Raw genomic sequence first — 14,159 nt, forward strand, 5'->3', positions numbered from 1 at the left:
ACCTCTACGGTGGATTCCTTAGTGTTAGGGTGACCGTCTGGAGCGGTCGTTCGCGGGATTTCTCCCGGCGCCAGGCAGGCACAAACCCACCAGGCACTCAAACAGGCGTTTGAAACATACGTTTACCCCCACGCCGTTGTCAAGCATCTGCCACATACCGCTCAGATGAGCAGGTCGACGGCGGGCGGCGGGGCCTGTAACTGGGCCAGCTGCCGGTAGAGATCCAGGCCGGGCGGCGGCGATTGCGCGGGCTGTTTCTCGTCCTCCTTGGCCTGCTTCTCCTCCTCGGCCAGACGCTCCTCGCGACTCAGCGCCCGCTCTTCGGCCGCGGCACTCGTCTCCTCGCGACGCATCTGCGCAAGCTCAGCGCGCGCGGTCGCCGCCTGGGCCTGGGCCTGGGCAGCCACGCGTCGATCCTGCGCCGAAGGCTCGGCCGGCGCCAGCGCGGCGCGCAGCACCAGCGCCATCTTGCGCAGCGTGGCTTCGGGGTCGTTGGGAACGGCACTGGCGTCGATGCTGACTTCGCCGGCGACGGCGTAGCTCTTGCCGTCCGGCCCGCGCTTGAAGCTGTAGGTGGGCGCCCCGGCATAGGCGCCGCCGACGGAGGCGTGGGCCTGCTCGTGGCTGCGCACCTCGCGATCACGGCGGGCCAGTTCGGAGATCTGCAGTTGCTCCTCGCGCAACAGCTGCAGTTCGCGGGCCGATTTGTCCTTGCCTTCGACAAAAGTGCCGTCGCGGCTGTCGGCGTCATCGCGTGGAGCAGTGGAGGGCGCGGCCCGGGGATCGGCCGGTGCATCGGCGGGCAGGGAAGGATCGGACGCGGCCGGGCGAGCCGCCTGCGACGAGGGCAGCGGCGCAACGTAGCTCGTGGCACTGCCGATCTGCATCACTGCCCTCCTCGCCTCGTCGGGCGAGCGTCATGACTATCGCGGCGCAGAATACCCGTCAGGCGCGGGTGTCGATCAGGGTGCCCAACACCTCGTCGGCGGTCTCCACCACGCGAGCGTTGGCTTGCACTTCGTAGCGGCCCTGGGTCAGGCCGACGAGGCTGCCGGCCAGATCGCTGGGGGCCTGGGCGGCCGCCTCGACCGGCTGGGCCTCGACCTGCGCGGGCAGGGTACTGCTGGCTATTTCGCTGGCCGCCTGGTCGACGCGACGCATCCCGGACTGGATGCCGCTGAGACCCGTGTTGAAGGCGTTACCGGTGATTTGCATGGTGCTGGCTCCCTGGCGGGACGGACTCGTGCCGGCAATTAAAGCAGAAAATGCTCAAAAAACGCACAAGCAGAGCGCGACGGTCGATCAACGGCTAGAGCGCCACCCCCAGCGGCGCGAGATCCAGATGCTCCGCCACCGCTTCGGCCGTCGCCCGGGACAGGCGTGGCACGCGTCCGAGGCAGGGTACCGGCAGGCCCCCGGCGAGCGTCGCCAGGTTCTCGTCCAGGCGCGAGGTCTGCGGATCGACGATATTGGCCACCCAGCCGGCCACGCGCAGACCGTCGCGCTCGATGGCCTCCAGGCTGAGCACCGCATGATTGATACAGCCGAGGCGCACGCCGACCACCAGGATCACCGGCAGCTCCAGGGCCACGGCCAGGTCCGAGAGGTTCTCGTCACCGGCCAGCGGCACGCGCCAGCCGCCGGCACCTTCCACCAGGGTGAAGTCCGCACCCCGCTGCAGCACGCGCCGCACCGCAGGCAACAGGCGCGCCACGCTCAGCTCGACACCCTCCTCGCGCGCCGCCAGGTGCGGGGCGATGGCCGGGGCGAAGGCGAACGGATTGACCTCGTCATAGGCCAGCGCCAGCGAACACTGGTCGAGCAGCGCCAGGGCGTCGTCGTTGCGCAGGCCATCGGGGGTTGCCACGCAGCCGGAGGCTACCGGCTTGGCCGCCGCGGTGCTCAGGCCGGTGCGGCGCGCCGCGTGCAGCAGGCCGGCGGCGATGGTGGTCTTGCCGATTTCCGTGTCGGTGCCGGTGACGAAATAGGCTCGACTCATCACGTTGATCTCCCAATTCGGTACAGTCGCGACCGGCGCGGCCTTGCCGGCTTGTTACCGACAGCCGGAGTATCGGCGCGAGTCTTGCGGCAGCCCTGGCTCATCTCAGGCTTCCTTGCGCAGCACGCCGTACACCACCTGGTAGGTGAGCGGCAGGCCCTGGTCGGTGCGCAGGTGCTCGTACGCCTCCATCAGCGCGCGAATGCGCGCGGGGCCGGTGAGACCGCCCGGCCGACCGGGATTGAGGTTGTGCGCGCCGAGGTCCTTGAGCGAACGGCTCAGCGCGCGCAGATCGGGGAAATGCAGGGTCCTGGCGCGGCGCGCCAGCGTCAGCACTCCGAGGCCACTGGCGGCGCACAGCGCCTGGTAATCCTCGAAACGGCGGAAGCGGTTGACGTGGACGAAGCCGTCCACCGCCTGCCAGCTGTCGCGCAGCTCCTGCAGCGAGCCGACGCACAGGCTGCTGAACGCCAGCACGCCGCCGGGACGTAGCACGCGTCGGGCTTCGGCCAGCACCGCGGCGAAGTCGGCGCACCATTGCACGGCCAGGCTGGAGAAGATCAGATCGAACCCACCATCGCGCAAGGGCAGGTGCTCGGCGTCGCCGGCGACGAAGTGGCGGGCTCCGCCCAGCGGCCGGGCGTGGTGCAACATGCCCTCGGCCAGGTCCAGGGCCATGCCCTCCGCCCAGGGATAACGCTCGTCCAGGGCACGAGTGAAATGTCCGGTGCCGCTGCCCAGGTCCAGCCAGTACGTCGGTGCAAGGCTCGGCAGTTCGGCCAGCAGTTCGCCACCGACCTGGCGCTGCAGCTCGGCGACGCCGTCGTAGCTGGCGGCGGCGCGGGAGAAGGATTCTGCGACCCGACGCTTGTCTGGCAGCAGCGCCTCCTCAGACATCGCCCACCTCGGTGATGAAGGCATGGATGGCGGCCGCCACCTCATGCGGGCGCTCCAGCGGAAAGGCGTGGCTGACCTCCTCGATCAGGCCCACCTCGATATCCGGCTGCAGCGCCAGCAACTCGCCGGCCACCTCGGCCGGCACCAGCGCATCGGCGCCGGCCAGCAGGTGCAGCTGCGGCCCGGCGAAGCGCTGCAGGGCGCTGCGCCCATCGAAGTTGCCCAGCACTTCCAGGCCGGCCAGCAGCACCTCGGGCTCCGTATGCGGCGCGGCGGCCTGAAGCTGGCGGGCGAGTCCACGACCCTCGCTGGAGCCCTGGGTGCAGAGCAGGCTGAAGCGCTTGAGCGTGGCGGCCGGATCGGCGCGGCAGCCGTCGACGAAGGCGTTGAAGGTGCCCTCGTCCATGGCGAACGGCCAGTCCGGCCCGGCGACGAAGCAGGGATTGCTGGCCAGTGTCAGCAGGCCGCGACAACGCTCGCCGCGTAGCGCCGCCAGCTCGCTGGCGAGCATGCCACCGAGCGACCAGCCGCCCAGCCAGGTGTGCGGCGGCAGGCGCTCGTCCAGCTCCAGCAGCCAGTCGCGTGGCTCGCCGCGGCTCAGTTCGGGCAGCGGCTCGATTTCCACCTTGAGCGCCGGATCGAGGCCGCGCAGGGCCTCGGCCAAGACTTCCAGCGGCAGACTGCCCAATCCCCAGCCCGGCAGCAGGATCAGATGGTCACGCATCGCGGTTCACCTGCGGCCAGCATTCGGCCAGCGCTTCCAGCAGGCGCTCCAGCTGCGCCTCGCTGTGCGCGGCGGATAGGGTCACGCGCAGGCGCGCGCTGCCGGCGGGAACGGTTGGCGGGCGGATGGCGCCGACCAGCAGGCCGCGCTCCTTGAGCAGCGCGGAGAGCCGCAGGGCACGCTCGCTGTCGCCGACCAGGATCGGCTGGATCGGGGTCGGGCTGTCCATCAGGCTCAGGCCTATCTCGGCGGCGCCGGCGCGGAAACGTGCGATCAGCGTGTTCAGATGCTCGCGGCGCCAGCTTTCCGTGCGCAGCAGCTCGAGGCTCTTCAGGCTGGCGCAGGCCACCGCCGGCGGTTGGCTGGTGGTGTAGATGTAGGGGCGGGCGAACTGGATCAGCGTCTCGATCAGCTCCTCCGACCCGGCGACAAAGGCACCGGCGGTGCCGAAGGCCTTGCCCAAGGTGCCGACCAGCACCGGCACATCGTCCAGCCCCAGACCGAAGTGCTCGACGATGCCGCCGCCGGTGGCGCCCAGCGGGCCAAAGCCGTGGGCATCGTCGACCATCACCCAGGCATCCTTGCTGCGAGCCTCGGCACAAAGAATCGGCAGATCGGCCAGGTCGCCGTCCATGCTGAACACGCCATCGGTCACCGCCAGGGTATTGCCCTCGGCGCGCTCCAGGCGCTTGCTCAGGCTCACCGCGTCGTTGTGCAGGTAGCGCGAGAAGCGCGCGCCGCTGAGCAGGCCGGCATCCAGCAGAGAGGCATGATTGAGACGGTCCTCCAGCACCGTGTCGCCCTGCCCGACCAGCGCCGTGACGGCGGCCAGGTTGGCCATGTAGCCGGTGGAGAACAGCAGCGCCCGCGGCCGCCCGGTGAACGCGGCCAGGGCCTCTTCCAGCTCATGGTGCGGCGTGCTGTGGCCGATCACCAGGTGCGAGGCGCCGCCGCCCACGCCCCATTTTTCCGCGCCAGCGCGCAGCGCCGCGATCACCTCGGGGTGATTGGCCAGGCCCAGGTAGTCATTGGAGCAGAAGGCCAGCAGCTCTCGGCCATCGACCTGCACCTGCGGCCCCTGCGGCGTCTCCAGCAGCGGGCGCTGGCGGTAAAGGTGGGCGGCGCGGCGCTCGGCGAGGCGGGAAGCGAGATCGAAAGGCATGGCTGGCTCGATAGGATTCCATCTCCCCTCTTCCGCTTGCGGGAGAGGGGGCCGGGGGAGAGGGTTGAGACCGCCCTCTCCCCAGCCCTCTCCCATCAATGGGAGAGGGGGCGTTATGCGTCAGGCCGAGGCCGCGTCGTAGAACAGCTGCGAGTCGCGCTGCTCGACCAGGGCCTGTTCGATGGCGGCCTGGTGCACCTCGTCGGAATGCTCCTCGCGCTCCTCGGGCTTGATGCCGAGGCGGGCGAACAGCTGCATGTCCTTGTCGGCCTGCGGGTTGGCGGTGGTCAGCAGCTTCTCGCCGTAGAAGATCGAGTTGGCGCCGGCCATGAAGGCCAGGGCCTGCATCTGCTCGTTCATCGCCTCGCGGCCGGCGGACAGGCGCACGTGGGACTTGGGCATCATGATCCGCGCCACGGCGAGCATGCGGATGAAGTCGAACGGATCGACGTCCTTCTCACCGGCCAGCGGCGTGCCCTCGACCTTGACCAGCATGTTGATCGGCACCGACTCCGGATGCTCGGGCAGGTTGGCCAGCTGGATCAGCAGGCCGGCGCGGTCGTCGACCGACTCGCCCATGCCGAGAATGCCGCCGGAGCAGATCTTCATCCCCGCCTCACGCACGTAGGCCAGGGTCTGCAGGCGCTCGGAGTAGGTGCGGGTGGTGATGATGTTGCCGTAGAACTCCGGCGAGGTATCGAGGTTGTGGTTGTAGTAGTCGAGGCCGGCGGCGGCCAGGGCGCGGGTCTGCTCCTGGTCGAGCTTGCCGAGGGTCATGCAGGTTTCCAGGCCCAGGGCCTTCACGCCCTCGACCATCTTCAACACGTAGGGCATGTCCTTGGCCGACGGGTGCTTCCACGCCGCGCCCATGCAGAAGCGGGTCGAGCCGATGGCCTTGGCCTCGGCGGCCGCCTCCAGCACCTTCTGCACCTCCATCAGCTTCTGCTTGTCCAGGCCGGTGTTGTAGTGGCCGGACTGCGGGCAGTACTTGCAGTCCTCGGGACAGGCGCCGGTCTTGATCGACAGCAGGGTGGAGACCTGCACGCGGTTCGGGTCGAAGTGCGCGCGGTGCACGGTCTGGGCCTGGAACAGCAGGTCGTTGAACGGCTGCTCGAACAGCGCCTTCACCTCGGCGAGGGACCAATCGTGACGGGTGACGGAGGCGATACTGGCGCTCATGGGTATTCCTTGTTCTAGGCTGTGCGACACGGCTGAGGCATCGTCAAGGGAAGGACCATGCGCTGTCAACCTGATCGCGAGAATCACGTTTACATCTGGACAAAAAACAAACAGACCTGCCTGCTGTGCGACGAGCCGGCGGACACGCCGCAACCGCTGTGCAGCGCCTGCGAGGGCGAGCTGCCCTGGCTCGGCGGGCACTGCGCGCTCTGCGCACTGCCGTTGCCGGCCAGCGGCCTGGTGTGCGGCGACTGCCAGAAGCGGCCACCGGCGTTCGCCCGGGTGGAGGCCGCCTGGCGCTATGACTTTCCGCTCGACAGCCTGATCACCCGCTTCAAGCATCAGGCGCAGTGGCCCATGGGACGCCTGCTGGCCGGGTTGCTGTCACATCATCTGCAACACGCCTTCGCCGAGGACCTGCCACGCCCCGACCTGTTGCTGCCGGTGCCGCTGGGGCGCAGGCGCCTGCGCAGCCGCGGCTTCAACCAGGCCGAAATGCTTGCCGACTGGCTGGGCGCAGAGCTGGAAATACCGCGGCAGAGCCGCTGGCTGCTGCGCCCGGGCGAAGGCGCGCACCAGCAGGAGCTGGACGCCGCCGCGCGCCGGCGCAACCTGCGCAACGCCTTTGCCCTGGCCGAAGGCGCCGCGGTGGCGGGCCGGCATCTCGCCCTGGTCGATGACGTGCTGACCACCGGCGCCACCGCCGAAGCCCTGGCCCGCCTGCTGCTGAAGGCCGGCGCGGCGCGGGTGGACATCTACTGCCTGGCCCGCACGCCCAAACCGGGCGATTGACCGCCGGCGCCGGATCGCGCATCGTGATCCGCTATATAGAAAACTATATTGCGCCTGTCTCATGACTCTCCTGACCGCCCTCGCCCAACACATCGCCCGCCGCCCGCAACGCATCGCCCTGCTCCAGCAGGTGGCGGCGCAGGGTTCGATCACCCGCGCGGCCAAGGCGGCCGGGCTCAGCTACAAGGCGGCCTGGGACGCGATCGACGAGCTCAACAACCTGGCCGGTCAGCCCCTGGTCGAGCGCAGTGTCGGCGGCAAGGGCGGCGGCGGCGCTCGCCTGTCCGCCACCGGCGAGCGCCTGCTGCAGCTGTACCGGCGCCTGGAGCGGCTGCAGGAACAGCTGCTCGAGGCCGCCGAGCAGGACGATGACCTCGCCCTGCTCGGCCGTCTGATGCTGCGCACCAGCGCGCGCAACCAGCTCAGCGGTCGGGTCGCGGCCATTCGTGCCCAGGGCCGCAACGACCTGATCGAGATCGCCCTGGACGACGACAACCGCCTGCAGGCGCAGATCACCCACGACAGCACCGAGCGCCTGGAGCTGGTCGTCGGCACTCCGGTGGTCGCGCTGTTCAAGGCCGGCTGCCTGGAGTTGGTCGAGACCGGCGACGGCGCGCTGCGCGGCACCGTCGAGCAGGTATTGGCAGACGGCGACGGCCCGGCGGAGGTGCGCATCGCCCTGCCCGGCGGCCAGCGCCTGTGCGCCCTGGTCGAGGCCGGGCGTCTGTCCGCCCTCGCACCGAGCGCCGGCCGACCGGTGCTGGCCCGCGTGTCGCCGGCCCAGGTTCTGCTGGGCATTCCCACGTGAGACGAGGAGTCACCATGCGCCACCTGCTGCTCACCCTGCTCGGCGCCGCCCCCTGCATTCAGGCTGCCGAGCCGGTGCGCATCGCCGTGGCCGCCAACCTGCTTCCGGTGATGGAGCAGATCGCCCGGGACTACCGGCAGCAGGCCGGTGCGAAAGTGCAGCTGGCCGGCGGCTCCAGCGGCGCCTTCTACGAGCAGATTCGCCGCGGCGCGCCCTTCGACCTGTTCTATTCGGCCGATGCCGAGCGCCCGGACAAACTGGCCGCTGCCGGCACCGGCGAGGCGTCGCGCACCTACGCCTGCGGCCGCCTGGCCCTGTGGGTCCCGAAGGCCGAACCCAAACTGGACGCCCTGCCCGCCGGCAAGATCGCCATCGCCCAACCGGACACCGCACCCTACGGCCGCGCCGCCCTGCAGACCCTCGAACGCAGCGGCCAGCTGGATGAACTGAAGCCGCGGCTGGTGTACGCCCAGGACATCGGCCAGGCCTATCAATTCGTGCACAGCAGCAATGCACCTAGCGGCTTCGTGGCCCTCAGCCAGCTGACCGCGGCGGGGACGCCGGCCGCGCAGTACGCCCGGGTGGACGCCACGCTCTACGAACCGCTGGTGCAGAAGCGCGTGCTGCTGGCCAAGGGCGAGCGCCGGGCGGCGGCCGAGGCCTTCCTGACTTTCTTCGACGCGCAGAAAGACACCCTGAAGGCGGCCGGCTACGGCCTGCCCGGCGAGGCCGGCTGTGCTGCTGACTGACAGCGACTGGCAGGCCCTGGCCATCACCCTGCAGCTGGCCGGGCTGTCCACCGCCCTGCTGCTGGCGATCGGCCTGCCGCTGGCGGCCTGGCGCGTGCGCAAACAGACGGCGCTGCGCCGTGTGCTCGACGCCGTGCTGGCCCTGCCGCTGGTGTTGCCGCCGACCGTGCTGGGCTTCTACCTGCTGGTGCTGTTCGCCCCCGACACTCCGCTCGGTCAGGCCTGGCACTGGTTCACCGGCCAGGGCCTGGCCTTCAGTTTCGCCGGCCTGGTGCTGGGCTCGGTGCTCTATTCCCTGCCCTTCGTGGTGCAACCACTGACCGTGGCCCTGCGCGAGATTCCGCAGAGCCTGCTGGAGGCCGCCGCCAGCCTCGGCGCCAACCGCTGGGAGCGCCTGCTGCGGGTGGTGCTGCCGCTGCTGCGGCGCGGCATTCTGGTCGCCGGCACGCTAGGCTTCGCCCACACCCTGGGCGAGTTCGGCGTGGTACTGATGCTCGGCGGCAGCATCCCCGGCGAGACCCAGGTGGTGTCCATCGCCCTGTTCCAGCACGTCGAGGCCCTGCGCTACGGCGAGGCGCACCGCCTGGCGGCCTGCCTGCTGGGGTTGTCGTTCCTGCTGCTACTGCTGGTCTACGGCCTGGGCGATACACGCCGCGCCGCGCCGATGCGCGGTTGAGACGCCATTTACCGGATAGACTGGGCGCCTGATTACGGAGCGCCCCATGTCCCATCCCTTCGCCACCCTCACCCCCGACCTGGTCCTCGACGCCGTGGAGAGCCTCGGCTATCTCAGCGACGCCCGCGTGCTGGCGCTGAACAGCTACGAGAACCGCGTCTACCAGGTGGGCATCGAGGACGGCGAGCCGCTGATCGCCAAGTTCTACCGCCCGGATCGCTGGAGCGACGCGGCGATCCGCGAGGAACACGCCTTCAGCCATGAGCTGGCCGAGTGCGAGGTGCCGGTGGTGGCGCCGCTGCAACAGGGCGGCGAGAGCCTGTTCGAGCACGCCGGCTTCCGCTTCGCCCTGTTCCCCCGCCGCGGTGGCCGCGCGCCGGAGCCGGGCAATCTGGACCAGCTGTACGGCCTTGGCCAGTTGCTTGGCCGCCTGCACGCGGTCGGCGCCAGCCGCCCCTTCGAACACCGCGAGACGCTGGCGGTGGACAACTTCGGCCACGCCTCGCTGGCCACCCTGCTGGAAGGCGACTTCGTCCCGCGCAGCCTGCTGCCGGCCTACGAGTCGGTGGCGCGCGACTTGCTCAAGCGCCTGGACGAGTTGTTCGCCCGCGTGCGCTACACGCCGATCCGCCTGCACGGCGACTGCCACCCGGGCAACCTGCTGCACCGTGGCGACGCCTTCCATGTGGTCGACCTCGACGACTGCCGCATGGGCCCGGCCGTGCAGGACCTGTGGATGCTGCTGGCCGGCGAGCGCCAGGAACGCCTCGGGCAGCTCGCCGAGCTGGTCGACGGCTACCAGGAATTCCACGACTTCGCGGCCCGCGAGCTGCCGCTGATCGAAGGCCTGCGCGCGCTGCGCCTGATGCACCACAGCGCCTGGATCGCCCGGCGCTGGGACGACCCGGCCTTCCCGCTGGCGTTTCCCTGGTTCGCCAACGAGCGCTACTGGGGCGACCAGATCCTGATGCTGCGCGAACAGCTGGCGGCGCTGGACGAGGAGCCGCTGCGGCTGTTCGGCTGAGTCAGCCTTCGCGCACCAGCCGCAGGCCCAGGTGGGTGGGCGGGGTACCGGTCGAGCAGGCGCCGCCCACCGGGTCGCGGACGAAGTCGGACAGCCCGCTCGGATGCCGGCCGGCGGCCACGCGGATGCCGCAGAAGCCGCCCAGCGCCGGGCCGAAGCAGCTGTCGGTCCACTCCCAGACATTGCCGGCCACGTCGAGCAGGCCGCTGGAACTCTCGCCGTAGCCGCCGAAGCGCAGCAGCTGCGCCGAGGGCACGCCGCGGCGCGCCTCGCGCTCGTACTCGGCGAGCCAGCGGCGTGAAGGGTCGCGGGGATCATCGACGATCGGCGCCTCGTCCTCATAGGCCGAGCCCGCCGCCAGCACCCATTCGCCATAGCGCGGCAGGCGATAGCGTTCGCCGCGGCGCCGCGACAGCCAGGCGGCATAGGCGCCGGCGTCCAGCCAGCTGAGGCCGACCGCCGGCAGGTCGGCGGCGACGGTACCGCGCGCCGGGCCGTCCAGCGCCGCGCAGGCGCCATCGGCGACGCAGGCCGCGTACTCGGCCTGGCTGACCTGGCGGCGCATGATGGCAAAGCCGTCGATCCGCTCCGCCACCGGCGTCGCCGCGCCCGGCAACTGGTAACGCACCGTGCCGGCCGGGATATCCACCAGCGCCACTTGCGGTGCTGGCGTCGTCGGCCCGCAGCCCGGCAACAGCAGCGTGCCGAGCAGCACCAGGCTCCGCGTCTTCACGCTGCGCCCCTCACTCGCTGGAGATCGGGCCGGGCGCCTTGACCTGCTTCATCAGGTCGTCGTTCCACGCGCCCTCGACCTTGACGTGCCCGGCGGCGCCCAGCTCCATCGCCTCGATCAGGTTGTGGTTGACGTAGGCGTACACCCCGGGCTGCTTGAAGGTGTAAAGCGCCGCGCCCGCCGAGCCGCCGCGGATGAACCAGGTCTCCAGGTTCTTCTCCGGCGCGTTGGCGAACTTGCCGGTCTCCCACACCCAGTCGCCGTGGCCGCCGATCAGGTGCGGGCGGGTGTCGCGGTTGGCCTGGGAGTGAATGAACAGCACGGTCTCGCCGACCTTGGCGGTCATCGCGTTCTCGCCGGTCAGGGCGCCGACCTTGCCGTTGAATACCACGTGGGTCGGCGTCAGGGTGCGCATCGCCTCGCGGGTGTCCGGGTAGCTGGCCATCAGACTGGGATAGTCCTTGTATTTGCCGTCCGGCCCCTTGGGGATGTACAGGTCGAACTCGCCGATGGTGTAGGCGCGGTCGTAGTGCAGCGGGTTGCCGTTCGGGTCCTTCAGGCCTTCGCGCGGCAGCACCATCAACGTACCGCTCATGCCGGCGAGCACGTGCCAGGCGACCATGCCCTCGGGCGCGCAGTGGTAGACGAAGGTGCCGCTGCGGTCGGCCTTGAAGCGCAGCACGGCCTCCTGGCCCGGCGCCACGAAGGTCAGTTTGGCGCCGCCCAGCGCGCCGGTGGCGGCGTGGAAGTCGATGTTGTGCGGCATGCTGTTGCTGGCCGGGTTGACCAGGGTCAGCTCGACGTAGTCGCCCTCGTGCACGACCATGGTCGGGCCGGGCATGGAACCGTCGAAGGTCATCGCCTGCAGGGTGGTGCCCTGGTTGTCGATCACCACCTTCTTCTCCTGGATCACCATGCGGAACTGCACCACCTGCGGCGCGCGGGTCACCGCCTGTTCGTGGGCGTGCACCTGCGGCGGTGCGACCAGGTCGACCTTGACCCGCTGCAATCCGTCGGCGCCCGCCGCCAGCGCCTGCCCTACGACGACCAGCGACACCACCATGGCCAGGGGTTTTAAGACGTTCATCGCGAAGCTCCTTTTTCGTTGGCTTGGCCCATTGCAGGCCAAGCGGGAACCTCGTTTGTTGTCCTGGAGCAACGAAAGCGGCGCTTCTGCCGGGCCGGGTCCTTTTGTCGCAGGCCCGACCTGTTGACCGGCGGGTTGCTGACCGAACGGACAGGCGCCGAGCCGCGGGATAGAATCGCTGCCTGCTTACCCCTGCAAGGACTCCCATGGCCACCGCCAACCCCAGCCGCGGCTACCCGCTCGGCATCGCCGCCTATCTCATCTGGGGCCTGTTCCCGCTGTACTTCAAGGCCATCCAGGCCGTGCCGGCGCTGGAGATCATCGCCCACCGGGCGATCTGGTCCGCGCTGTTCGGCGCCCTGCTGCTGGCCCTGTGGAAGCACCCCGGCTGGTGGCGCGAACTGCGCGACAACCCCAAGCGCCTGGCGGTGCTGACCGCCAGCGGCCTGCTGATCGCCAGCAACTGGCTGGTCTATGTCTGGGCGGTGAACAACGGGCGCATGCTCGAGGCCAGCCTGGGCTACTACATCAACCCGCTGGTCAACGTGCTGCTCGGCATGCTGCTGCTCGGCGAGCGTCTGCGTCGTTTGCAATGGGTCGCCGTGGGCCTGGCGGCGCTGGGCGTTCTGCAGCAGCTGTGGCAGGTCGGCAGCATTCCCTGGGTGTCGCTGGTGCTGGCGCTGTCCTTCGGCTTCTACGGCCTTATCCGCAAGCAGGCGCCGGTGGCCGCCCTGCCCGGCCTGGTGGTGGAAACCTGGCTGCTGCTGCCGCTGGCGCTCGGCTGGCTGATGCTGCACCCGGCGGCGATGAGCACCCAGCCGGCGTTCTGGAGCAGCAGCGAGGCGCTCTGGCTGATCGCCGCCGGCCCCATCACCCTGGTGCCGCTGCTGTGCTTCAACGCCGCCGCGCGCCACCTGCCCTACACCACCCTGGGTTTCCTGCAGTACATCGCACCGACCCTCGTGCTGCTGCAGGCCGTGCTGCTGTTCGGCGAAGTGCTGGAGCCGAGCAAGCTGGTGTCGTTCGCCTGCATCTGGGCGGCGCTGTTCATCTACAGCCTGGACATCTGGCTGAGCCTGCGCCGCCGCGGCCAGACCGCCTAGAAAACGAACAGTTCCCGCCGCACCGCGCCGCGCTTGGGCTGGCGCGGTTATTCCCAACCTTTTCCACAGCTCCATCCCCAGGCTTTGTGCACAAGCCTGCGGCCCTGGCGATTTCCTGATCGATCGGCTGCAGGCCGCGCCTCACCTGGCCTGCAGCCCTGTCTCCCCAGGCTGTCCACAGCACTGCCCACGGCGAATGGGGACAGTCCGGCGCAACGGTGCGCGGCGCGTTATCCACCGCGTCGGCCCCGGCCAGGCGCTGCACAAAGAATGACCAGCGCACCGCAAGCCGCGCCAGCGGTGAAGCGCAGCGCTACATCCCCGCCTTATCCACAGAATGATCCCCGGCCTTTGTGCACAAGCCGCTGAAACTGCTGTTTTTCTGAGCGAAGCGCGCAAGGCCGCGGCACGCCTGATCCGCAGCCGCCATCCCCCAGGCTGCCCACATCTTCATCCACAGCTTTCGGGGATATCCGGAGCGCGACCATCACTGGCTGAAAAACGAGCAAACCGCTGTAACCCGCGCCATCGCCGGGCTGCGTGGAGTTATCCCCACGCCGCCCCCAGCTCCATCCCCGGCATGTGTGCACAAGCCGTTGAATCTGCAGCTTTTTTGATCGGGCAAAGAAAAGCCCCGGGGCACTAGGCAGTGCGCCGGGGCTCCCCAGACTGTCCACAGCTTCATCCCCGCATTCTGGGGATCACTCCTCGGTAGCGCGCAGATTCAGCTCCACCATCAGGTCGTCGGCCAGGTTCTCCAGGCGCTCGCGCAGCAGGTCCAGCGACAGGGTCAGCGGCACGGCCAGCAGCGCCTCGGCATGGAACAGCGGCTCGCTGCTCATCGGCGCCGGCGCCACCTCGGTGGTCAGGCTCTCCAGGTTGATGCCCTGTTCGGCCAGCAGGCGGGTGATGTCGCGGACGATGCCGGGGCGGTCGTTGCCCACCAGGTCCAGGTGGATCGGCTTCCAGGTGCAGGCCGGATCGATGCCGCTCTCCGCCACCAGCACGCGGATGCCCTGGCTGCCCAGGGCCTGCAGGCCGTCCACCAGCGCGTCGTAGCCCTCGGCCGGTACCGCTACCTTGAGGATGCCGGCGAACTGCCCGGCCATGCGCGACATGCGGCTCTCCAGCCAGTTGCCGCCGTGGGTGGCGATGCACTGGGCGATGCGTTCGACCAGGCCGGGTTGGTCGGGGGCGATGACGGTGAGTACCAGATGATCCACGTG

At 69.7% G+C, this 14,159-nt stretch carries 16 protein-coding genes; 6 read left to right on the forward strand and 10 right to left on the reverse strand.

The window, feature by feature from the left end:
* Positions 1–161 precede the first annotated feature (161 nt).
* From NF616_RS03935 to bioB, 7 genes are all read right to left on the reverse strand, one after another.
* The gene (locus NF616_RS03935; RefSeq protein WP_252271753.1) at positions 162–887 is read right to left on the reverse strand and encodes a putative metalloprotease CJM1_0395 family protein; all 726 of its coding nucleotides are present in this window, start codon (positions 885–887) and stop codon (positions 162–164) included.
* Positions 888–945: 58 nt separating this feature from the next.
* Positions 946–1,215: a hypothetical protein gene (locus NF616_RS03940; RefSeq protein ID WP_252271754.1), complete on the reverse strand. Its 270-nt coding sequence runs from the start codon at positions 1,213–1,215 to the stop codon at positions 946–948.
* A 94-nt stretch (positions 1,216–1,309) separates the two neighbouring features.
* Positions 1,310–1,999, reverse strand: coding sequence for a dethiobiotin synthase (gene bioD, locus NF616_RS03945; RefSeq protein ID WP_252271755.1), 690 nt, complete (start codon positions 1,997–1,999; stop codon positions 1,310–1,312).
* Positions 2,000–2,104: 105 nt separating this feature from the next.
* Positions 2,105–2,896, reverse strand: a complete 792-nt coding sequence (bioC, locus tag NF616_RS03950) for a malonyl-ACP O-methyltransferase BioC (protein ID WP_252271756.1) — start codon at positions 2,894–2,896, stop codon at positions 2,105–2,107.
* The gene (locus tag NF616_RS03955) at positions 2,889–3,620 is read right to left on the reverse strand and encodes an alpha/beta fold hydrolase (RefSeq protein WP_252271757.1); all 732 of its coding nucleotides are present in this window, start codon (positions 3,618–3,620) and stop codon (positions 2,889–2,891) included. The genes bioC and NF616_RS03955 overlap by 8 nt, the downstream gene beginning before the upstream one ends.
* On the reverse strand, positions 3,613–4,782 hold the full coding sequence (gene bioF / locus NF616_RS03960; RefSeq protein ID WP_252271758.1) for an 8-amino-7-oxononanoate synthase: 1,170 nt from the start codon (positions 4,780–4,782) through the stop codon (positions 3,613–3,615). Before bioF ends, NF616_RS03955 begins: the two co-directional genes overlap by 8 nt.
* A gap of 120 nt (positions 4,783–4,902) precedes the next feature.
* On the reverse strand, positions 4,903–5,961 hold the full coding sequence (gene bioB, locus NF616_RS03965; RefSeq protein WP_252271759.1) for a biotin synthase BioB: 1,059 nt from the start codon (positions 5,959–5,961) through the stop codon (positions 4,903–4,905).
* A gap of 57 nt (positions 5,962–6,018) precedes the next feature.
* Between bioB and NF616_RS03970 the strand changes: the two genes are divergently transcribed.
* The 5 genes from NF616_RS03970 (at position 6,019) to NF616_RS03990 (ending at position 10,010) form a co-directional block, all read left to right on the forward strand.
* Positions 6,019–6,753, forward strand: coding sequence for a ComFC family protein (locus NF616_RS03970; RefSeq protein WP_252271760.1), 735 nt, complete (start codon positions 6,019–6,021; stop codon positions 6,751–6,753).
* A 61-nt stretch (positions 6,754–6,814) separates the two neighbouring features.
* Positions 6,815–7,561: a TOBE domain-containing protein gene (locus NF616_RS03975; RefSeq protein ID WP_252271761.1), complete on the forward strand. Its 747-nt coding sequence runs from the start codon at positions 6,815–6,817 to the stop codon at positions 7,559–7,561.
* 14 nt (positions 7,562–7,575) lie between these two features.
* The gene (gene modA, locus NF616_RS03980; RefSeq protein WP_252271762.1) at positions 7,576–8,310 is read left to right on the forward strand and encodes a molybdate ABC transporter substrate-binding protein; all 735 of its coding nucleotides are present in this window, start codon (positions 7,576–7,578) and stop codon (positions 8,308–8,310) included.
* Positions 8,297–8,986 carry a molybdate ABC transporter permease subunit gene (gene modB, locus NF616_RS03985; protein WP_252271763.1) on the forward strand — a complete coding sequence of 230 codons (690 nt, stop codon included), beginning with the start codon at positions 8,297–8,299 and terminating at the stop codon, positions 8,984–8,986. The genes modA and modB overlap by 14 nt, the downstream gene beginning before the upstream one ends.
* Before the next feature lie 46 nt (positions 8,987–9,032).
* Positions 9,033–10,010 (forward strand): serine/threonine protein kinase, encoded by a 978-nt coding sequence (locus NF616_RS03990; protein WP_252271764.1) that lies wholly within the window; start codon positions 9,033–9,035, stop codon positions 10,008–10,010.
* 1 nt (position 10,011) lies between these two features.
* Here NF616_RS03990 and NF616_RS03995 read toward each other — a convergent pair whose 3' ends face one another.
* Together NF616_RS03995 and nirK are read right to left on the reverse strand one after the other, a co-directional pair.
* Positions 10,012–10,743 carry a formylglycine-generating enzyme family protein gene (locus NF616_RS03995; protein WP_252271765.1) on the reverse strand — a complete coding sequence of 244 codons (732 nt, stop codon included), beginning with the start codon at positions 10,741–10,743 and terminating at the stop codon, positions 10,012–10,014.
* Between the two features lie 10 nt (positions 10,744–10,753).
* Entirely contained in the window at positions 10,754–11,830 is a 1,077-nt protein-coding gene (gene nirK / locus NF616_RS04000; protein ID WP_252271766.1) for a copper-containing nitrite reductase, read from the reverse strand.
* Between the two features lie 206 nt (positions 11,831–12,036).
* On the opposite strand from nirK, the gene rarD reads away from it, so the two are divergent.
* Positions 12,037–12,933, forward strand: coding sequence for an EamA family transporter RarD (gene rarD, locus NF616_RS04005; RefSeq protein WP_252271767.1), 897 nt, complete (start codon positions 12,037–12,039; stop codon positions 12,931–12,933).
* A 701-nt stretch (positions 12,934–13,634) separates the two neighbouring features.
* On the opposite strand, the gene NF616_RS04010 is transcribed toward rarD, so the two are convergent.
* Positions 13,635–14,156 (reverse strand): glycine cleavage system transcriptional repressor, encoded by a 522-nt coding sequence (locus NF616_RS04010; protein WP_252271768.1) that lies wholly within the window; start codon positions 14,154–14,156, stop codon positions 13,635–13,637.
* Positions 14,157–14,159: the final 3 nt, after the last annotated feature.

This window comes from Pseudomonas subflava, from assembly GCF_023823685.1.
Classification (GTDB): Bacteria; Pseudomonadota; Gammaproteobacteria; order Pseudomonadales; family Pseudomonadaceae; genus Aquipseudomonas; species Aquipseudomonas subflava.